This is a genomic window from Pseudomonas sp. p106, assembly GCF_003936645.1.
GTDB classification, from domain to species: domain Bacteria; phylum Pseudomonadota; class Gammaproteobacteria; order Pseudomonadales; family Pseudomonadaceae; genus Aquipseudomonas; species Aquipseudomonas putida_E.
Map to the genome: position 1 here is coordinate 70,034 of NZ_RHQR01000018.1, position 21,185 is coordinate 91,218.

Here is a 21,185-nt window from a genome sequence, read left to right on the forward strand (position 1 = left end):
ATGGCGTTCGTTCGTTCCGGTCTCACGCTGGCGCTGGGCCTTGCCGTCGCCATGGTTGCCCAGGCAGATGACCAGGCGCTGGTCAAACGTGGGGAATACCTGGCCCGTGCTGCCGACTGCATGGCCTGCCACACCGCCGAAGGCGGCGCGCCGTATGCCGGCGGCCTGCCGATCCACTCGCCGTTCGGGACCATCTATGGCACCAACATCACCCCGGACAAACAGTACGGCATCGGCAACTACACGGCCGACGAATTCTTTGCGGCCGTCACCGAGGGCAAACGCAAGGACGGCGCCAACCTGTACCCGGCCATGCCCTACACCTCGTACCACCTGATCTTGCGGGAAGACTCGGACGCGATCCTTGCATACCTGATGACCGTGCCGCCGATCAACCGCCCGGCACCGCAGACCAAGCTCAGCTTCCCGTTCAACGTGCGCATGGGCCTGTCGGGCTGGAACATGCTGTACGGCAAGAGCGTGCAGTTGCAGCCCACCGACGGCAAGAGCCCGGCATGGCAGCGCGGGCAGTACATGGTCGAAGTCATGGGCCACTGCGGCGAGTGCCATACCCCGCGTAACCCGATTGGTGCGCTGCAGCAGGATCAGCGCCTGACCGGCGGGCTGCTCAATGGCTACCTGGCACCGAGCCTGCTGGCCAAGGACCTGGCCGAGCGTGGCTGGACCCACCCCGACCTCACCACCTTCCTCAAGCACGGCATCAGCGCCCAGGGCAGCATGTTCAACGAGATGTACCCGGTGGTGCACCACAGCACCCAGCATCTCAAGGACGCCGACCTGGCTGCCATGGCCACTTATCTGTTGGGTGAACAGCCACCGCCTGCCAAGGTCATACAGGAAGTCCCCCTGGACCAGCTCAGCGACAGCGCCAAGCGCGGCCGTCAGCAGTACCTCAACGTCTGCGCCGGCTGCCACGGTGTCGACGGCGAAGGCAAGCCGCATATCGCGGTGGCCATGCAGGGCAACACGGTGCTGCGTCAGGGGGACTCGCGCAACCTGGTCAAGGCCATCCTCGACGGTATCCGTGAGCAGCAATTCACAGGCTTCGAACGCATGCAGCCAATGCCAGGCTTTGCCGACAAACTCAGTGATGAGCAGGTCACGGATATGGTCAACTACCTGCGTCAGGCCTGGGGCGGATTGCCGGGTGATTTGAGCGTACAGCAGCTAGCTGAGCTGAAGGCGGAGTAATACGTGCAACATCTAGATCTGCAGGTCGTACACCAGGCGATGCAGTGGTCGGGCAACGGCCAGCGGGTCTGGTTGTGCACGGTGCTTGCCACTTACGGGTCGGCGCCTCGCGCGCCGGGCTCGCTGCTGGCGGTGAACGAGGCAGGGCAGTGGGTGGGCTCGCTGTCGGGCGGCTGCGTCGAGGAAGACTTCCTTGAGCGCGTGGCCCTTGGCGAGTTTCCCGAGCCGGTCGCGATCGTGCGTTATGGCGATGGCAGCGACCGGCGTTCGAGCATTCGCCTGCCGTGTGGCGGGGTGCTGGAAGTGCTGGTGGAAAATCTGCCGGCCGATTGCGAAGTGCAGGCGCATCTGCGCGCCTTGGCTGGTGCGTTGCAGGGCCAGCGGCGGCTTTTGCGCGAGGTGAGCCTGCCTGACGGCACGCGCCGGCTCAGCGACGACTCGTGCCAGGGCCCAAGGGTCGAACGTGATAGCACCCGTGTGCGCCTGCGTGTGGGCGCCGCCCAGCGGCTGCTGTTGGCGGGGTATTCCAGCGTTGCGCATTATTGCGCGGAGTTCGGCAAAGGGCTGGGTTTTGAAGTCATCCTCTGCGACCCGCGTGACGAGGTGCTCGAAGGCGTGGTGCTGGACGGCGTCGAAGTGCGTCGCGAGTTGCCGTCAGAATTCATCGCCAACGGTGGTTGCCATGCCGACACGGCAGTGGTTGCATTGACCCATGATCCCAAAATCGATGACTTGGCCATGCTTGAAGCAGTGCGTACCGAGGCGTTTTACATTGGCGTGATGGGCTCGAAGGCCACCTCCGACAAGCGTCGCGAACGCCTGCAGCGCATCGGTGGCCTGGCCAGCGGCGAGCTGGCGCGCATCCACGCACCGATCGGCCTCAACCTGGGCAGCAAGACCCCGGCAGAGATCGCCCTGGCAGTGCTGGCCGATATTCTGCGCATGCGTAACGGCATCGAGCGGGCGGCGCTGTGAGTATCGTTGCGCTGGTGCTGGCGGCGGGCAGCAGCGTGCGTTTCGGTGGCGACAAGCGCCGGGCCACGTTGGGCGACGGGCGCAGCTTGCTGGTGCATAGCGTCGAGCGGGCTTGCTCGGTGTTCAGCGATGTTCGCGTGGTACTGCGCGATGGCGAGCGGGGCGAGGACCTGGGCTTGCCGGGCGCATGCCGGATCATTGCCAGCCCGGATGCCGGGTTGGGGATGGGGCATAGCCTGGCGGCTGGGGCTGCGTCGTTGATCGACAGTGAGGCACAGGCGGTAGCGGTTCTGTTGGGCGATATGCCCTGGATCGCTCAGGCAACATTAGGCCAGCTTGTTTCGGTTGCCGATGCATCTGCGATCGTCTTGCCAGAACATGACGGCCAACAGGGGCACCCCGTGTTGTTCGGGCGCGATTTCTGGCCGGCGCTTTCACGCCTGACGGGTGATGAAGGGGCGCGTTCTGTGGTGAAGGCACACCCGGCGAGTTGCATCAGGTTTGAAGTGCAGGACGCCGGGGTGTTGCAGGATGTGGACCGGCCAGAGGCGGTAAACCGCTGAGCGCGGGCGGCACTCGATCTCACCGGCGCTAGAATTCTTGCGTCGGGCCTCAAACAACCGACACACCCGCTACCGGAAAAAAGCCCATAATCCCCCCTTAATCCCCCAATAGTGCAATGCCAGCCACACCACTCCGGGAGCACCCACCATGCACGTTCTGCTCTGCGAGGACGACGACCTGATCGCCAGCGGCATCTGCGCCGGCCTCACCGCCCAAGGCCTGACCGTCGACCGCGTAGCCAACGCCGGTGCCGCCCGTGCCATGCTCCAGGCGGCGCAGTTCGACGTGATGATCCTTGACCTCGGCCTGCCCGATGAAGACGGCCTCAAGCTGTTGCGCCGCTTGCGTCAGCAGGGCATCGACCTGCCGGTGCTGGTGCTCACCGCGCGCGATGCGGTCACCGATCGGGTCGACGGCCTGCAGGCCGGTGCCGACGACTACCTGCTCAAGCCCTTCGACCTGCGCGAGCTGGCCGCGCGCCTGCACACCTTGCTGCGCCGGGTTGCCGGGCGGGCGGTGAACGTGATCGAGCATGGCCCGCTGCGCTACGACCCCAGTAGCTGCGAAGCGACCCTGGCCGGCCAGCCGGTCGACCTGTCGCGGCGCGAGCAGGCCTTGCTCCAGGCGCTGCTGCAGAACCCGGGCCGGGTGCTGTCCAGTGAACAGCTCAAGGACTGCGTGTACGGCTTCAGCGACGAAGTCGAAAGCAACGCCCTCAACGTGCATATCCATCACTTGCGCCGCAAGCTTGGCAACAGCATCGTCGAGACCGTGCGCGGCCTGGGCTACCGCCTTGGCCCGGCGCAGGCGCCAGAGGAAGCCGCATCATGAGCCTGCGGGTACGCCTGAGCCTGATTCTGGGCAGCGCGTTCATCATCATTTGGGTGCTCGCTGCTGCCTGGATGCTGCGCGACCTGCGCCAGCAGATGATGTTCTCCCTCGACCAGCGCCTGGTGGCTTCGGCGCGCATGGTTGCCGGGCTGATCGACCAGTTGCCCAAGCCGCTGACCGCCAAGGGCGAAGAGGCGCACTTTTCCGCCGACCAGTTCACCGTGCCCGACGGCATGGCCTGCCAGGTAAGTTCGCTGCGCGGCGAGATTCTTGCCAGCAACCACAAGCATGATGGGGGCATGGACGATGAACAAAGCGGCTTCCGCGACCAGACCATCGACGGTGCACTGTGGCGTACCTTCACCTACAACCATGGCGATGTGCGCATCACCACTGCCGACCGTCACATGGAGCGCGAGGCACTTAACCAGTCGATCCTGCTGGCAGCTTCGGCGCCGGTGCTGATGGCCTTGCTCGGCAGCCTGGGGCTGGTGTGGATCGGCCTGGGCAAAGGCCTGGAGCCGCTCAATCGCATGCGTGACGCCTTGCGCAGGCGGCGTGCCGACAGCGTTGAGCCGTTGCAGGTGGCGGGCTTGCCCAGTGAGTTGCAACCTTTGCTCGACACCCAGAACCAGCTGTTTCTGCGCATCGCCCAGACCCTTGAGCGCGAACGGCGGCTGACCGACGACGCCGCGCATGAACTGCGCAGCCCGCTGACGGCGATCAAGACCCACCTGCAGGTGGCCCGCATGACCGATGGCGCAGTGCGTGAACAGGCGCTGGAACATGCAGAACAGGGCACCGACCGCATGCACCGGACCCTGGAACAGCTGCTGCTGCTGGCGCGGGTCGAAGGCAGCCTGTCGTTCGAAGATGGCGTGCAGTGCAGCGCCGAACAGGTCGCCCGGCAGGCCGTGCAGGATGCCGGTGGGGGTGACAACCGGCGCATCGTTCTGCGCCTGCCCGAGCAGGCCACGCAGATCTACCTCGGCATGCCGGCCCCGCTGGCGGTGGCGGCGCTGCGCAATCTGCTGGACAACGCCCTGCGCCATGGCGGTGATACTGAAGTGGAACTGGAGGTGCAGATGGCCGACGGGCAGATTGGTTTCATGGTGCGCGACCATGGGCCTGGTATTGCCGCTGATGACCTGCAGCACTTGACCGAGCGCTTCTGGCGCAACGGCCAGAGCGGTGGCTGCGGGCTGGGGTTGGCGATTGTCCAGGCGATCGTGCAGCGCTGTGCCGGCAGCTTGCGCTTCGACAGCCAGAGCGATGGCTTGCGGGTGGTGCTGCAAGTGCCGGCGCGCTCGGGGGCTTGATCTTCGCCGCCTGTACCGGCCCCATCGCCGGTACAGACCCCAAAAAATCCCATAACAAGCGCTAAATCCTCCCCCCAGCCAAGCGTTTTCCAAGCGACAACTACCCGCACATTCGCTTGCTTGCGAGGATTTACCCATGTCGACTGCTTCCAGCCTTGCCCAGGTCCCGCCGGCCAGTGCGCCGCAACCGCTGTACGAGTTCACCGAGTCGCCCCTGCTGCAACGCCAGCAGCAACAGGAATCCAACGCCCGCAGCTATCCGCGGCGCATCCCGCTGGCACTCAAGCGCGCCCGTGGCATCCATGTCGAAGATGTCGAGGGCAGGCAGTTCATCGACTGCCTGGCGGGCGCCGGCACCTTGGCCCTGGGCCACAATCACCCGGTGGTGATCGAGGCCATCCAGCGTGTACTGGCCGATGAAATACCCTTGCACACACTCGACCTGACCACGCCGGTCAAGGACCGCTTCGTTCAGGACCTGTTCGGCATCCTGCCCGAAGCATTGCGCCGTGAAGCCAAGGTGCAGTTCTGCGGCCCGACCGGGACCGACGCCGTGGAGGCAGCGCTCAAGCTGGTGCGCAGCGCCACCGGGCGCAGCACCGTGCTGGCCTTCCAGGGCGCCTACCATGGCATGAGTCAGGGCGCGCTGAGCCTGATGGGCAGCCATGGCCCCAAGCAGCCGCTGGGTGCCTTGCTGGGCAACGGGGTGCAGTTCATGCCGTACCCCTACGACTACCGATGCCCGTTCGGCCTGGGTGGCGAAGCCGGGGTCAAGGCCAACCTGCATTACCTGGAGAACCTGCTGCTCGACCCTGAAAGCGGCGTGCCGCTGCCCGCTGCCGTGATCCTGGAGGTGGTGCAGGGCGAAGGCGGGGTGATTCCTGCCGATGTCGAATGGCTCAAGGGGGTGCGCCGCATCACCGAGCAAGCCGGTGTTGCACTGATCGTCGATGAGATTCAGAGCGGTTTTGCCCGTACCGGGCGGATGTTCGCCTTCGAGCACGCTGGCATCGTGCCGGATGTGGTCACCCTGTCCAAAGCCATTGGTGGCAGCCTGCCGCTGGCGGTGGTGGTGTACCGCGACTGGCTCGACACCTGGAAGCCGGGCGCCCATGCCGGCACCTTCCGTGGCAACCAGATGGCCATGGCGGCGGGTTCGGCGGTGATCAATTACCTGGTCGAGCATCGGCTGGCCGAGCATGCCCAGGCCATGGGCCAGCGCCTGCGTGATCACCTGCAGCGGCTGCAACGCGACTATCCGCAGTTGGGCGATATCCGTGGGCGTGGCCTGATGCTCGGGGTCGAACTGGTCGATGTGCAAGGCCCGCGCGACGTGCTGGGCCACCCACCGGCCAATCGCGAACTGGCACCCAAGGTACAGCGCGAATGCCTCAAACGCGGGCTCATTCTGGAGTTGGGTGGGCGCCACGGTGCGGTGGTGCGCTTCCTGCCGCCGCTGATCATCAGCGCGCAGCAGATCGATGACGTGGCGCAGCGCTTTGCCGAGGCACTGGCTGCGGCGGTCTGAGCTCACGAGGGGGCGCGTTGCGCCCCATTTCTCGGCAAGCCCGCTGCCACGGGAGTTGGCGCGGCATGCCTGTCGCGTCCTGTGCCGCTTACCAGCCGCGCCCGGAGTTGACCCAGAAATTCACCGACAGCGATGTCGACACCGACTCCACTTGGTGAAACCAGCCTTCGGGCAGGAACAACAGGTCGCCGGCTTGCAGCAGCACCCGCAGGAAGGTCACCCCGCGCGCGTCAGGGAAGCGCTGGTAATCCGGTGCATCGGGGTTGAAGTCGCACCCGTCCAGGCCGCCCTTGGGTGAGGTCGACCAGGTGCCGAGTGCCGGGCGATGGTGCGGCGCTGCCAGGATGAACGACTTGTCCCCCCACACCTGGGCGAACAGGTTGTCGGCATCGTCGCGGTGCAAAGGGGTGAGGGTGCCTTTGGGGCCGATCCAGATGCGCGGTGCGATGTACAGCGAGCGCTCGAAGTAGGGCGGGTACTGGATCAGCTCAAGCAACTGCGCAGGCACGATGTTGTTGCCCATGTAAGCCGGTGGCTCGCCGTTGCCGGTGCGTGGCTGCGGGTTGTCCAGCGAGTTGATGAAATCTGCCATGGAAGTGGAGCGAAAGTCGCGCTCGGTGGAGAAGGTCTTCTTCACATAGTCGCCATGGCGGGTGATGCCCTGCAGTTCGGCGAAGTGCTCCAGCGAAGCCTGGCGCTCGAGGTTGAACAGCTTCCACTCACCCAGGGCGTCACTGATCACCACCGGTGTGCCGTACGGCAGGAAGTTGCGCTGGAAGCGCTCGGCATCCAGCTGCGCGGCGGGGATTCTTTCTACCTCGGTCAGCTGTGGCAGGCTGGCCGACACACGTTCGCTGTAGCGCGGTGGCGTGACATGGCGCTGGTTCATGTCGGTCTTCTGCGCCGTCACCCCCTTGCGCGCCAGGTCGATGATTTGCGGAAGCAAAGTGGCCAGGCCCAGGTTGCCGCCGATTTTCAGCCGGCCGCCAGCAAACAGCTCTTCGACGTTGGCGCTGCCGGCCATGATGCCCAGCAGGTCTTGCTGGGTGACTTCGATGGTGACATCCGGCGTGGCATGCCGACCGGCCTCGGTGCGCGGCTGGGTACCAGCTTCGCACCAGTAGGCCTGCTGCGGGCCGAAGATGAATTGGAAGGTGCCTTCGACGCCGACGGCACCGGCATTGGCGAACAGCTTGCTCAGCAAAGGTTGCAGTTCCACGGCGCAGCCTCTTCGTGGGGGGAGGGGTGTGAGAACGGAACGAAGGGCGGGCTGCGAAATTTAGCGCGCCGCCCGGCGCTGGCCAGGGGGTTGGCGGTGTTAATTTTTTGCAGGTTGTATCCGTTTCGTAGGGATAGCCGGGCACTGCCCGTGGTACCCCACTCGTACGGAAAGCAAGCTGATGAATCCCGAAAAGTCCCTGCAACTGGCCCGCCGTTTCATTGAATTGCCGCTGGAAAAGCGCCGCCTGTTCCTTGAAACCCTGGCCAGAGAGGGCATCGACTTTTCCCAGTTCCCTATTCCGGCCGGGGTTGGGGCTGACGACCGTCTTGCACCCTCGTTCGCCCAGCAACGCATGTGGGTGCTCTGGCAGCTGGATCCGCACAGCGGTGCCTATAACCTGCCAGGTGCGGTCCGCCTCAAGGGAGCACTTGACGAGGCCGCCTTGCAGCAGGCGTTCAGCCACCTGATCGAACGTCACCAGAGCCTGAGCTGTGTGTTCCAGCAGCAGGCCGATGAGCGCCTGTGCCAGGTGCACCGCCCGGGCGCGCCGCAGATCCAGCGCCTGGACCTGCGCGAGCTGGCCGAAGACGCCCGCCAGGCACGGGTGCAAGCCGAGGTCGAGGCCGAGTCGCTGTGCCCCTTCGACCTGGAGCATGGCCCGTTGCTGCGCATCCGCCTGCTGCAACTGGCTGAGCAGGACCACGTGTTGCTGCTCACCTTGCACCACATCGTCGCTGACGGTTGGTCGATGAATGTGCTGATCGACGAATTCAGCCGCTGCTATGACGCCTGCGCCGCTGGCACACAGCCGCAACTGCCGGCGCTGCCGATCCAGTATGTCGATTACGCCCTGTGGCAGCGGCGCTGGCTTGAAGCCGGCGAACTCGAACGCCAGCTGGCCTACTGGCAAGCCACGTTGGGTGAAGAGCAGCCGGTGCTGGAGTTGCCGCTCGACCGCCCACGCCCGGCCGCGCCAAGTTTCAAAGGCAGCCGCCAGGAGCTGGTGGTGGACACGGCGCTTGCTCAGCAATTGCGCAGTTTTGCGGCGCAGCACAACCTGACGCTGTTCATGGTTCTGCTCGGTGCTTTCGGCGTGCTGCTGCAGCGTTACACCGGCCAGTGCGACCTGCGCATCGGCAGCCCGGTGGCCAACCGCAATCGCGCAGAAGTCGAGGGGCTGATCGGCCTGTTCGTCAACACCCAGGTATTGCGCCTGCAACCGGATGCCCAAGCTGACGCACTGGCCTATTTGCAGGCAGTGCGGCAAACCGTGCTGGGCGCCCAGGCTCATCAGGACCTGCCCTTCGAGCGCCTGGTCGATGCGTTGAAGGTGGAGCGCAACCTGAGCCACGCGCCGTTGTTCCAGGTGATGTACAACCACCAGCCGCAGGTGGCCGACCTGGCTGCGGTCACGCTGGGCTCTGGCCTGGAGCTGTCCGCACTGGAGTGGCGCAGCCGCACCACCCAGTTCGATCTGAGCCTGGACACGTACGAGCAGGGTGGCGTGCTGCGCGCTGCGTTCACTTACGCGACCGACCTGTTCGATGCGGCGACCATCGAGCGCATGGCGGGGCACTGGCTCACCGTGCTGCGTGAGTTGGTGGCTGACCCTGCACGTCCGCTATGGCAACTGCCCATGCTCGACCAGGCCACCCGCCAACGGGTGCTGCAGGACTGGAACGCCACGGCTGCCAGCTACCCGCTGCAGTATGGCGTGCATGAGCTGATCGAGGCTCAGGCGCAGCGCACCCCGCACGCGCCGGCACTGCTGTTCGCCGACAGCCTGCTCAGCTACGCCGAGCTCGATGCCCAGGCCAATCGCCTGGCCCATTACCTGCGTGGTCAAGGTGTGGGCAGCGACAGCCTGGTCGGGGTCGCGGCTCAGCGCAGCATCGAGATGGTCGTTGCCTTGCTGGCGATCCTCAAGGCCGGTGCGGCCTATGTGCCCCTGGACCCGGAGTACCCTGAGGAGCGCCTGGCCTACATGATCGAGGACAGCGGCATCGGCCTGCTGCTGACCCAGCAGGCGCTGCTCGACAGCCTGCCGCTGCCGCACGGTGTGCAGTGCGTGGCGCTCGACACCCTGGTGCTGGACACGATGCCGGACAGCACCCCGGGTCTCAAGGTCGAGCCGACGCAGCTGGCCTATGTCATTTATACCTCCGGCTCTACGGGGCGCCCGAAGGGCGCGGGTAACAGCCACCAGGCGCTGACCAACCGCCTGTGCTGGATGCAGCAAGCCTATGGCCTGGACGCCAGCGATACGGTGCTGCAGAAAACCCCGTTCAGCTTCGACGTGTCGGTGTGGGAGTTCTTCTGGCCGTTGATGACCGGCGCCCGCCTGGCCATCGCGGCGCCGGGCGAGCACCGCGATCCGCAACGCCTGATCCGCGCCATCGAGCACTACCGGGTGACCACGCTGCACTTCGTGCCTTCGATGCTGCAGGCCTTCATCCATGAGCCCGGTGTGCACGCCTGCAGCACCCTGTCGCGCATCGTCTGCAGTGGCGAAGCGCTGCCTGTGGACGCCCAGCGCCAGGTGTTCGCGCGTTTGCCTGCAGCGGGGCTTTACAACCTTTATGGCCCCACCGAGGCTGCCATCGATGTCACCCACTGGACCTGCGTCGAAGAGGGCAAGGACAGCGTGCCTATCGGCCAGCCGATCGCCAATATCCGCACCTATGTGCTCGACGCCGGCCTTGAGCTCGTCGCTGTCGGTGTGGCCGGTGAGTTGTACCTGGGCGGGGTGGGCCTGGCGCGCGGCTACCACCGCCGCCCAGGGCTGACGGCCGAGCGCTTCGTCGCCGACCCGTTCGGCACCGGCGAGCGCCTGTACCGTACCGGTGACCGTGTGCGCCAGCGTGCCGACGGTGTGATCGAGTACCTGGGGCGCTTCGATCACCAGGTGAAAATCCGTGGTTTGCGCATCGAGTTGGGTGAGATCGAGGCGCGTCTGGCCGAGCATGCGCTGGTACGCGAGTGCGTGGTGCTGGCCCTCGATGGTCGCCGGTTGGTGGCTTACCTGGTGCTCAATGCAACGCCTGAGGGCTGGCAAGGGCAGCTCAAGGACTGGCTGCTGCAAAGCCTGCCCGAATTCATGGTGCCCAGCCAGCTGATGCCACTGGACGGCCTGCCGCTGACACCCAACGGCAAGCTCGATCGCAAGGCCCTGCCACAGCCCGAGGCCGGGGCACAGGGTACCCATGTTGCGCCTCAGAGCGCGGCCGAGCGCCAGCTGGCAAAGGTCTGGTGCGAAGTGCTGGGCATCGCCCAGGTGGGCCTGGACGACAACTTCTTCGAGCTTGGTGGCGACTCGATCATTGCTATCCAGGTCGTCAGCCGCGCCCGTCAGGCCGGGCTGGCGCTGAGTCCGCGTGACCTGTTCCAGCACCAGACGCTGCGCACCCTGGCCCAGGCTGCGGGCAGCGTGGACAGTCGCCAGGCCGACCAGCGCCCGGCTGAGGGCGAGGCACGCCTGACCCCGGTGCAGCTGCAGTTTTTCGACACGCCCATGCCGGTGCGCCAGCACTGGAACCAGGCCGTGCTGCTGGTGCCCCGCGAACCGCTGCAAGCGGCGCAGCTGCAGCAGGCCCTGGCTCAGGTGGTGGCGCAGCACGACGCCTTGCGCCTGCGCTTCACCCAGGCTGATGGCCAATGGCAGCAGCAACACGCGCCGGCCTCCGCTGGCGTGCCGCAGCTCTGGCACCGCCAGGCAGGCAGCGAGCAAGCGCTGGCTGCATTGTGCGATGAGGCCCAGCGCAGCCTGCGGCTCGATCAGGGGCCACTGCTGGCGGCGATGCTGGTGGCCATGGCCGACGGCAGTCAGCGCGTGCTGCTGGTGATCCACCATCTGGTGGTCGACGGCGTTTCCTGGCGCATCCTGCTCGAAGACCTGCAACGTGCCTGCCTGGGCCAGCCGTTGCCTGCCCGGACCAGCAGCTACCAGGCCTGGGCCGAGCGCCTGGCCGGGCATGCCGACGCCTGTGCGGGGCAGCTCGATTACTGGCTGGCACTTGGCGAGGCCGGGGCGCAGGCCCTGCCACGTGACCGTGCGGTAACGCAGACGCGCGTGGCGGATGAGCGCAAGGTACGGGTCAGTTTCCCGCCGGCCATTACCCAGGCCCTGCTGCAACAGGCGCCGAGCGCCTACCGTACGCAGGTCAACGACCTGCTGCTGGCGGCCCTTGCCCGTGCCCTGTGCAACTGGAGCGGCAATCAGCAGGTACTGGTGCAGCTCGAAGGGCATGGCCGTGAGGAGCTGTTCGAGGATATCGACCTGACGCGTACCGTGGGCTGGTTCACCAGCCTGTATCCGGTCGCCTTGCGTCCGCAAGCACAGCCCGGTGCCTGCATCGCGGCCATCAAGGAACAACTGCGCGCCGTACCCCAGCGTGGCCTGGGCTATGGGGTGCTGCGTTATCTGGGCACACCGGCGCAACGCGAGCAACTGGCGCGCCAGGCGCAACCGCGGGTGACGTTCAACTACCTGGGCCAGTTCGACAGCCAGTTCGAGAAGGGTGCGCTGTGGCAGCCCGACCCTCAGGGGGCCGGGCAGGGGCAGGATGGCGACGCGCCGCTGGCCAACTGGCTGAGCGTGGAGGGGCAGGTCTACCAGGGCGAGCTGGGCATCAGTTTCGGCTACAGCCAGGCGATGTACGACGAGGTCACCATCGATGCCCTGGCCAGCGATTTCGCCAGCCAGCTACGCGCCTTGGTCGATCACTGCCTGCAACCGGGGGTTGCCAGTGCCACGCCGTCGGACTTCCCGCTGAGCAACCTGGACAGCACCGGGCTCGCCGCCCTGGCAGTGGACCTGGCCCAGGTCGAGGACATCCTGCCGCTGTCTCCCTTGCAACAGGGCCTGCTGTTCCACTGCCTGCATGCGGCCGCCGCCGGCGACTACATCAACCAGTTGCGCCTGGATATCGACCAGCTCGACCCGCAACGCTTCCAGGCCGCCTGGCAGGGGGCGCTGGACACCCACGCGGGGCTGCGTGCCAGCTTTCACTGGCCGGTCGACGTGCAGCAACCCGTGCAGGTGATCCGCCGCCAGTTGCAGCTGCCGTTCAGCCAGCTCGACTGGCGCGACCAGGCCGCGTCGGCCGACTACCTGCAAATCCTGGCCGAGCAGCAGCGCCTGGCCATGGCCGCGACTGATCAGGCGCCCTTGCTGGGCATCACCCTGGTGCGCCTGGGCGAACAGCGCTGGCACATGATCTACACCCATCACCACCTGCTGCTCGATGGCTGGAGCCATGCCCGGTTGCTGGCTGAAGTGATGCAACGCTACCGTGGCCAGGCACCCCGCCAGGCACCTGCGCATCCACGTACCTACCTGGCCTGGCTGGCCACGCGTGACCGCCAGCAGGACCAGTCGTTCTGGCAGGCGCAGCTGCAGGGCATGCAGGCGCCAACACTGCTCGCCAGCCAGCGCCGCAGCGTTGAAGCGGCCGGCTACGGCCTGTGGCAGCAACGCCTTGGCAGCGCTGCATCGGCGCAGATCAAGGCGGCGGCGCGGGCGCGCAAGGTTACCGTCAATACATTGGTGCAGGCGGCCTGGCTCTTGCTGCTGCAACGGCACTGCCGTCAGGACACCGTCTGCGTCGGTGTTTCGGTATCGGGGCGGCCTTCTCAGTTGCCGGGCATCGAGGCGCAACTGGGGCTGTTCATCAACACCGTGCCGTTGGTGGCCGCCCCGCGCCTTGAGCAGCGCCTGGACGACTGGCTGCAACAGCTGCAGGCCAGCAACCTGGCACTGCGCGAGCACGAATACACGCCACTGGCCGACATCCAGCGCTGGGCGGGCAGGGCTGGCGAGGCACTGTTCGACACCTTGCTGGCATTCGAGAACTACCCCGTGGCCGAGGTGCTGCAAGGTGGCGGTGACGGGCCGCGCTTCGGTGTGCCGGCCAGCCACGAGCAACCCCACTACGCCCTGACCCTGTCAGTGGGCATGGGTGAGCAGTTGCAGGTCGACTATCGCTTGCGCCACGACGCTTTCAGCCTGGCCGACGTGCAGCGCCTGGCTGGCCAGTTTGGCCACCTGTTGCAGGCGATCGCTGGCGCGGGTAACCCATGCCTGGCTGAGCTGAGCCTGCTGGATGCCGCCAGCCGTCAGCGTTGCCAGGGTCAATGGCAGGCCGCTGACGGCAGTGTTCCGGCACTGGGCGTGCACCAGCTGATCGAGGCCCAGGCGGCGCACAACCCGCGCGCCGTTGCGGTGGTTGCCGAGGACGGTACGCTGGAATACGGCCAGCTCAACGGCTTGGCCAACGCCTGGGCGCAACAGTTGATCGCGCGGGGTGTCGGCCCCGAGGACCTGGTAGGGCTGTGCAGCGAGCGAGGCCTGGCGATGGTTGTCGGCCTGTTGGCGATCCTCAAGGCCGGTGCCGGCTACGTGCCGCTGGACCCGCAATACCCGCGTCAGCGTCTGCAGGACATGCTCGACGACAGCGCCGTCAGGCTGGTGCTGGGCACCCGTAGCGCCGCGCAGCCACTGGCGCTGGCAGGCACGGCCCAGTGGTTGTGGCTGGACCAGCCCCTGGCGCCGCAGGACGATAACCCTGCGCCGCGAGCCACCGCCGACAACCTGTTGGGGTTGATCTACACCTCCGGCTCCACCGGTCGCCCCAAGGGTGTGGCCCTGACCCATGGCGCCATCGCCGCGCACATCGCGACCATGGTCGGCCAGTACCAGGTGACGGCGCAGGACCGCTTCGTGCACTTCGCGTCGATCAACTTCGACTGGGGCACTGAGCAGTGGCTGTTGCCGTTGAGCCAGGGCGCCTGCTGCATCGTGCGTGGCGATGAGATCTGGACCGCGGCCCAGGCATTCGAGGTGATCGAGCGCGAGCGCGCCAGCGTGGTCTACTTCCCCACCCAGTACGCCTGTCAGCTGGCCGAGTGGGCGCATCAGCAGGGCCGGGCACTGCCGGTGCGCTGCATGAACGTGGCCGGGGAGGCGCTGGCGCGTGAAGGCTTCGAGCGAATCCAGGCCCACTTGCAGCCGCAGCGTATCGTCAACGGCTACGGCCCTACCGAAACAGTGATCACCCCGCTGCTGTGGCAGGCCGACGGGTCTACCCGCATCGACACCGGCTATGCGCCGATCGGAACGCCGGTGCCGGGGCGTACCGCTTACCTGCTCGATGCAGCCTTGCAACTGCTCGATACCGGCACTGACGGCGAGCTGTATATCGGCGGCCCATGCCTGGCGCGTGGTTACTTTGGCCAGGCGGCGCTGACCGCTGAACGTTTCGTGCCCGACCCCTACGACACGGTCGGCGGGGGCCGCCTGTACCGCAGTGGTGACCTGGTGCGGCAGCAGGCCAATGGCGAGCTGGTGTTCATCGGCCGCCTGGACCACCAGGTGAAAATCCGCGGTTTCCGCGTCGAGCCCGGTGAAGTCGAAGCCTGCCTGCTGGCCCTGCCTGAGGTGCGCGAGGCCGTGGTGATGCCGGGCGGTCAAGGTGCCGACCTGTACCTGGCCGCCTGGCTGGTACCGGTCAGCGGTTCGCAGGCCGATGCCGGGCTGCGTCAGCGCATTCTCGACGCGCTGCGCGCCGTGCTGCCGCCCTACATGGTGCCGTCACGCCTGCAACTGCTCGACAGTTTGCCGCTGAACCCCAACGGCAAGGTCGACCGCAAGGCATTGCCGTCGATCGAGGTCGACACCTCTGAAGCAGCGTTCAGTGCGCCCCTGGATGCGCTCGAACGCGAGGTCGCCCAGGCCTGGGCCAGTGTGCTGGGCAGGCGCGAAGTGGGCCGTTTCGAGCACTTCTTCGAGGCTGGTGGCCACTCACTGCTGGCCACGCAGGTGGTGGCGCGGCTGCACCGCGACGGCCACACTGGGGTCGGTGTACGCGACCTGTTCAGCGCCCCGCGCTTGTGTGATTTCGCTCAGCGCCTGCGCCAGGCGCAGCCGGTAAGCGATACCGGCCCGCAACTGCGCGCACTGGGCGTCAAGGCCAGCGCACCGCTGTCGCTGGCCCAGCGCCGGTTGTGGATTGCCGAACAGTTTGCCCAGGGTGGCGGGGCGTACGGCATGCCGCTGGGCCTGCGCCTGGACGGGCCGTTGCAGCCCGCATGCCTGAAGCAGGCATTACAGGTGCTGGTGCAGCGCCACGAAGTGCTGCGCAGCGCGGTGGCCTGTGACGACGAAGGTGAACCGCTGCTGGTGATCCAGGCGGCGGTCGACCTGGACCTGCCAGTGGACGACCTGAGCCTTTTGGCTGCCGCCGAGCAACAGCTGCGCGTGCTTGAAGCGCAACTGGCCAACGTGCGTCAGCCGGTGCCCCTGGACCAGGCGCCGATGCTGCGTGCACGCCTGCTGCGCCTGTCCGGCGACGCCCATGTGCTGCTGCTCAACATGCATCACATCATTTCCGATGGTTGGTCGATGGCGCTGATGGTCAACGAACTGATCGCCAGCTACAGCGCCCTTGCCCGTGGCCAGGCGCCCGTGCTGGCGCCGCTGGTGCTGCAGTACTCCGACTATGCGCTATGGCAGGCCGAGCGCGAGCGTGCCGGGCTGCTGCAGGCCCCGGCGCAGTGGTGGCGCACGGCCTTGCACGGTAGCAGCGGGCGCTTGCAGTTACCCACTGACTTGCCGCGCCCGGCCAAGGCGTCCCAGGCGGGGGAGAACCTCTATCACGAGCTGCCGCCGGCTACGGTCGTGGCGGTACGCGAACGGGCCGCGCAATTGGGCGTGACCCCCTACATGCTGCTGCTGGCGGCGTTCCAGCTGCTGATGCACCGCGCCAGCGGCCAGCACGACCTGCTGCTCGGGGCGGATGTTGCAGGCCGCGAACACCCCGACCTTGAGGCGCTGATCGGCTTCTTCGTCAATGTCCTGCCACTGCGCTCGCAACTGGACGAACAACTGGACTTCGCCGCGTGGCTGGCGCGCACCCGCACCACCTTGCTCGATGCCAGCGAGCAGCAGGCACTGCCGTTCGACCTGATCGTCGAGGCTGCTGGCGCGCCGCGCCACCCAGGCATGAACCCGCTGGTGCAGGTGCTGTTCGTGATGAACGACATGCCGCTGGCGCATGGCGGCCTGGCCGACCTGAGTGTGCAGGTGCTGCCGCAGGCGGGCGGCTATTCGAAATTCGACATGGGGCTGTTCATCGACCCGGTCGCGGACGGCTGGCGCGTCACCTGGCAGTACGCCACACAGCTGTTCAAGGCAGAACGGGTCCAGGCACTGCTGCGTGGCTGGCTGGACATCCTGGGCCAGGTGCTGGGCAACCCACACATCCAACTGAGAGAGATCACTATGGCGCTTCACAGTGAAATCGTGGCGGCGCCTGCCGCCGCCGGCGGGCAACCCAAAAAAGACAAGCTGGGCAGTTTCCTCAAGCGCGGCGCCGGCACGCCAACCCGGCCGGCCAGCGCAGTGCGCGAGGCTGCGATGGTGCCGGGGCAGGCGTTTCCGTTGCTGATCGAACCGGTCGATCCCGGCGTGAGCCTGACCGACTGGGTGGTGAAGCACCGTGCCGAGATCGAACGCAAACTGGTAGCTCATGGCGGCATTCTGTTTCGCGGTTTCGGCTTGCAGACCCCGCAGGACTTCGAGGCCTTCGCCGAGGCTGTGCAGCCTGGGCTGTACGGCCAGTACGGTGACCTGCCTAAGAAGGAAGGCGGCAAGAACACCTACCGCTCTACGCCGTATCCGGAGCAGAAGATGATCCTCTTCCACAACGAAAGTGCCCACCAGGACCGCTGGCCGCGCAAACAGCTGTTCTTCTGTGAACTGCCTTCGCCGGTTGGCGGTGCCACCCCGGTGGTCGATTGCCGGCAGATGTATCAGCGCCTGCCCGCACCCCTGCGCCAGCGTTTCGAGGACAAGGGCCTGCTCTACGTACGTACTTTCACCGACAAGCTGGACGTGTCCTGGCAGCATTTTTTCAAGACCGACTCGCGTGCGGATGTCGAGCGCCGTTGCCAGGCGTCGGGTATCCAGTGGCGCTGGCTGGACAACGACGAACTGCAGATCCGCACGCCTTGCCCGGCGGTGATCGAGCACCCGGTCAGCGGTGAGAAGAGTTTCTTCAACCAGGTGCAGCTGCACCACGTGTTCTGCCTGGATGCCGACGTGCGCGAGGACTTGTTGGCGCTGTATGGCCTGGAGCGCATGCCGCGTCAGGTGTACTACGGCGATGGCAGCCCGATCGAAGACGCCGACATGGCGTTGATCGGTGAGCTGTACGAGGCGTGCGCGGTGCGTTTCGACTGGCAGGCCGGTGATGTGATCCTGCTCGACAACATGCTGGCCGCACATGCCCGCGACCCGTTCCAGGGGCCACGCAAGATCGTCGTCGCCATGGGCGACATGATGCAACGTGCCGACCTTGAAACCCTCACCTTGAACCGCACAGGAGTGCAAGCATGAACATCACCGTTGAATCGAGCGGCCTGCCGTTGTTGCCCATGCAGGTGCTCGAGCTGACTGCACTGCCTGGCCGCTGGCAGGACGCGGCGCACTGCATTACCTTGCAGCTCGACAGCGTGCCGGCGCCCGCCGCACTGCGGGCTGCCCTGCAGCTGTGGCAGGGCCAGCACGACGCGCTGCGCCTGCGCATCGGCCAAGCCGCAGGTTATCGCGGCCTGCGTCAGTTTTTTCAGCGCGAGGCGGCAGCGGTGGACCTGACGTGGCTGGCGGCGGGCGATACCGCCGGCCGCCAGGCCTGGTTCGAGCGTGAGGTGGAGGTGCAGGCCGGGGCGGGCGTCGCCGTGCTGGTGTGCGAGCAGGCCGAGGGGCGCTGCCAGTTGGTACTTGGTGTGCTCGCTGCGCTGGTTGACGCTGCCAGCCTGCCGGCCCTGGCTGCAAGCCTTGCGGCGATCTGCCAGGGCGCACTGAAAACAGCCGAAGACGGCGATTTCGAACAGTACCTGCAGTGGCGCAGCGAGGTGGTGGTGGATGAAGACGCCAGCACTGCGCGCAGCTACTGGAACGCGCTGAACGGCAAGCCTGCAAGCGCCCAGCAACTGCCCTGGCGCCCCCCGCAAGGCAGCCCGCGCGGTGAGCGCGCGCAGGCCCGCGCCGCGCTTGACCCGGCCGTTGTGCAGCACCTGGCCGGCCTTGGCCTGCCCTTGGACATGGTGTTGCAGGCAGCCTGGTGGCTGCTGCTGGCGCGGCTCGATGGTCAGCCTGCGCAGGTGGTGAACTGGTGCCACGACAGCCGCGGCGACTACGCCTATTTCGCCGACAGCGCAGGGGTGTATCACAAGCAGCTGCCGGTGCTTGTCGACTACCAGGCCGAGCTGCCACTGCGTACCTGGCTGCACGGCCTGGCCGCGCAGTTGGAGCAGCATGCAGTTTGGCAGGAATACTTCACCCCCGAGCACACGCCCGCGCTGGAGCCTGCCGCCATCGGTTTTCGCCTGATCCCCGCCTGCCCGCCGCTGGCCGGGGGTTGGCAGGTAGTGGGCATGGACGCGCCGAGGGTCGGCCCCGACCTGCTGCTGCAAGTCGACAGCGACCGCGCAGCGCCACAGGCGCTGTTGCAGTACTGGGCCTCGTGGCATAGCCCGGCACTGGCGCAGCTACTGCTCGAGCAGTACGTAACGCTGCTGGCAAGCATCGCTCAGACACCAGACGCGGCCTTGGCCAGCCTGGGCCTTGTCGGTGAGCAACAGCGTCGCCTGGTGCTTGAGCGTAACGCCCAGGCTGCACTGCCAGCGGTCACCGAACTGCTGCCGGAACGGGTCGCCCGCTGGCTGCGCGAACAGCCCCAGGCGCTGGCGATCATCGAGCAAGGGCAGGGGTGGAGCTGGCAGCAACTCGACCAGCTGGCCACTGCGCTGGCCGCGCACCTGCAGGCCCAGGGCGTTGGCAGCGCCAGCGTTGTCGGCCTGGCCCTGCCGCGCTCGGTGCACTGGCTGGCGGCGGTGCTGGCCTGCTGGAAGTGCGGCGCTGCATACCTGCCGCTGGACCCGCTCTGGCCCGCAGCGCGACGCGAGCAGGTCAGCCGCCTGGCCGGCGCGCAGTTGCAGATCGATGCCACGCTGTTCGAGCAGTTGGCGGACACCTCTGCGCCGTTCGAGGCGCAAGCGCTCACGGCCAATACGGCGGCCTATGTGCTGTTCACCTCGGGTTCCACCGGTGAGCCCAAGGGGGTGGTCATCGAACACGGGCAACTGGCCGGGTACCTGCAGGCCGCTGAGCAGGCCTTGGACCTTTCGGCCTGCAGGCACTTTGCGTTCAGCGCCACGGTGGCGGCTGACCTCGGTCATACCAGCCTGTTCGGCGCCTTGCAGGTTGGCGCCACCTTGCACGTTGCCAGCGACGCAGTGATGCAGGACCCGGCGGCCTTTGCCGCGTTCGTGCGCAACGAAGGTATCGATTGCCTGAAGATCGTGCCGTCGCACCTGGCGGCGCTGCTCGACAGCGCGCAGCCCAGCCTGCCAGCGACCCTGGTACTGGGCGGCGAAGCGCCGAGTGCGCAGTTGCTGGCGCGCATCGCACGGCTGGCGCCTCAGGCTCGGGTGTTCAACCACTATGGCCCGACCGAGGCCACCGTCGGCGTGCTGGTCCAGCCACTGCGGGCCGAGGCGCCGATGGCGAGCCTGGGCCAGGTGCTGGCCGGCAACCGCGTTTACTTGCTGACGCCTGCAGGGCAACTGGCGGGCGTGGGTGAGCTGGGTGAACTGCATGTGGCCGGGCGCCAGTTGTGCCGGGGCTATCTGGGGGACGAGCAGGGGGCGTCGCGCTTTATCGACAACCCATTGCAAGCCGGCGAGCGCCTGTACCGCAGCGGTGACCTGGCCCGTTACCAGGCCGATGGCAGCATCCTGCTGCAGGGGCGGCAGGATCACCAGGTGAAGATTCGCGGGTTCCGTGTCGAGTTGGCCGAAGTGGAAGCGCGCCTGCTGGAGATCGACGGGGTCGCCCAGGGGGCGGTGCTGGCGATCGAAACCCAGCCCGGGCAACTGGAACTGCTGGCTTGCTACGCCGTGCACGGCGAAGCCGAAGGGCTCGATGAAGCCTCGCTGCGTGCGCGGCTGGCCGAGTGCCTGCCAGCGGCCATGGTACCGACGCAGCTGCGTTGCCTGCCGAGCCTGCCGCGCCTGGCCAACGGCAAGCTCGACCGTCGCGCGCTGCTGCAGCTGCTGCAGCTGCCGCAGCAGGGCGGCCAGCAGGATGCCCCACAGGACGCATTGCAGGCGTTGCTGGCCCAGCGCATGGCGCAGTTGCTCGGGCGCGACAGCATCGGTATCCACACCGACTTCTTCGCTGCCGGCGGCCATTCGCTGCTGATCATCAAGCTGGTGGCTGGGATCCGTAAGTTGTTGAACTGTGAAGTGGCGCCGGCGCTGGTCTTCGAGCACCCCACAGTGGCGGGGCTGGCCGAGGCATTGCAGGCCAGCGAGGCAAACCGCGGGCAGTTGCTCAAAATTGCCCAGGCGCGCCTGCAACTGGAGCGCATGAGCCCTGAGGAAAAGGAGCAGATGCTGGCCAAGGCGAAGAACGTTACGGCATAGCTCAAACAGCGTTTGATAGGGCTGCTACGCAGCCCATCGCCGGCAAGCC

9 protein-coding genes are annotated in these 21,185 nt (G+C 66.7%); 8 read left to right on the forward strand and 1 reads right to left on the reverse strand.

From position 1 onward, the window contains the following. From EGJ09_RS20595 to EGJ09_RS20620, 6 genes are all read left to right on the forward strand, one after another. Nucleotides 1-1,212: a cytochrome c gene (locus EGJ09_RS20595; RefSeq protein ID WP_046785279.1), complete on the forward strand. Its 1,212-nt coding sequence runs from the start codon at nucleotides 1-3 to the stop codon at nucleotides 1,210-1,212. A gap of 3 nt (nucleotides 1,213-1,215) precedes the next feature. Then, nucleotides 1,216-2,187 (forward strand): XdhC family protein, encoded by a 972-nt coding sequence (locus tag EGJ09_RS20600; protein ID WP_125924662.1) that lies wholly within the window; start codon nucleotides 1,216-1,218, stop codon nucleotides 2,185-2,187. Continuing rightward, nucleotides 2,184-2,750 carry an NTP transferase domain-containing protein gene (locus EGJ09_RS20605; protein WP_125924663.1) on the forward strand — a complete coding sequence of 189 codons (567 nt, stop codon included), beginning with the start codon at nucleotides 2,184-2,186 and terminating at the stop codon, nucleotides 2,748-2,750. The genes EGJ09_RS20600 and EGJ09_RS20605 overlap by 4 nt, the downstream gene beginning before the upstream one ends. Before the next feature lie 148 nt (nucleotides 2,751-2,898). Further along, nucleotides 2,899-3,582, forward strand: coding sequence for a response regulator transcription factor (locus tag EGJ09_RS20610; protein ID WP_012315384.1), 684 nt, complete (start codon nucleotides 2,899-2,901; stop codon nucleotides 3,580-3,582). Then, entirely contained in the window at nucleotides 3,579-4,901 is a 1,323-nt protein-coding gene (locus tag EGJ09_RS20615; RefSeq protein WP_012315383.1) for an ATP-binding protein, read from the forward strand. Before EGJ09_RS20610 ends, EGJ09_RS20615 begins: the two co-directional genes overlap by 4 nt. A gap of 136 nt (nucleotides 4,902-5,037) precedes the next feature. Next, a complete protein-coding gene (locus tag EGJ09_RS20620; protein ID WP_115274259.1) occupies nucleotides 5,038-6,429 on the forward strand; it encodes an aspartate aminotransferase family protein in 1,392 nt (463 codons plus the stop codon). Nucleotides 6,430-6,517: 88 nt separating this feature from the next. On the opposite strand, the gene EGJ09_RS20625 is transcribed toward EGJ09_RS20620, so the two are convergent. Then, on the reverse strand, nucleotides 6,518-7,648 hold the full coding sequence (locus tag EGJ09_RS20625) for a cupin-like domain-containing protein (RefSeq protein ID WP_125924664.1): 1,131 nt from the start codon (nucleotides 7,646-7,648) through the stop codon (nucleotides 6,518-6,520). Nucleotides 7,649-7,829: 181 nt separating this feature from the next. Between EGJ09_RS20625 and EGJ09_RS20630 the strand changes: the two genes are divergently transcribed. Both EGJ09_RS20630 and EGJ09_RS20635 read left to right on the forward strand, forming a co-directional pair. Continuing rightward, nucleotides 7,830-18,044 (forward strand): non-ribosomal peptide synthetase, encoded by a 10,215-nt coding sequence (locus EGJ09_RS20630; protein WP_125924665.1) that lies wholly within the window; start codon nucleotides 7,830-7,832, stop codon nucleotides 18,042-18,044. Further along, on the forward strand, nucleotides 18,041-21,136 hold the full coding sequence (locus EGJ09_RS20635) for an amino acid adenylation domain-containing protein (RefSeq protein WP_125924666.1): 3,096 nt from the start codon (nucleotides 18,041-18,043) through the stop codon (nucleotides 21,134-21,136). The genes EGJ09_RS20630 and EGJ09_RS20635 overlap by 4 nt, the downstream gene beginning before the upstream one ends. The last annotated feature ends 49 nt before the right edge of the window (nucleotides 21,137-21,185 follow it).

Excerpts from the sequence above, each read along its gene's own strand:
- EGJ09_RS20595 (WP_046785279.1), top strand. The coding sequence starts at position 1 with ATGGCGTTCGTTCGTTCCGGTCTCACGCTGGCGCTGGGCCTTGCCGTC.
- EGJ09_RS20635 (WP_125924666.1), top strand. The coding sequence starts at position 18,041 with ATGAACATCACCGTTGAATCGAGCGGCCTGCCGTTGTTGCCCATGCAG.
- EGJ09_RS20620 (WP_115274259.1), top strand. The coding sequence starts at position 5,038 with ATGTCGACTGCTTCCAGCCTTGCCCAGGTCCCGCCGGCCAGTGCGCCG.
- EGJ09_RS20615 (WP_012315383.1), top strand. The coding sequence starts at position 3,579 with ATGAGCCTGCGGGTACGCCTGAGCCTGATTCTGGGCAGCGCGTTCATC.
- EGJ09_RS20630 (WP_125924665.1), top strand. The coding sequence starts at position 7,830 with ATGAATCCCGAAAAGTCCCTGCAACTGGCCCGCCGTTTCATTGAATTG.
- EGJ09_RS20610 (WP_012315384.1), top strand. The coding sequence starts at position 2,899 with ATGCACGTTCTGCTCTGCGAGGACGACGACCTGATCGCCAGCGGCATC.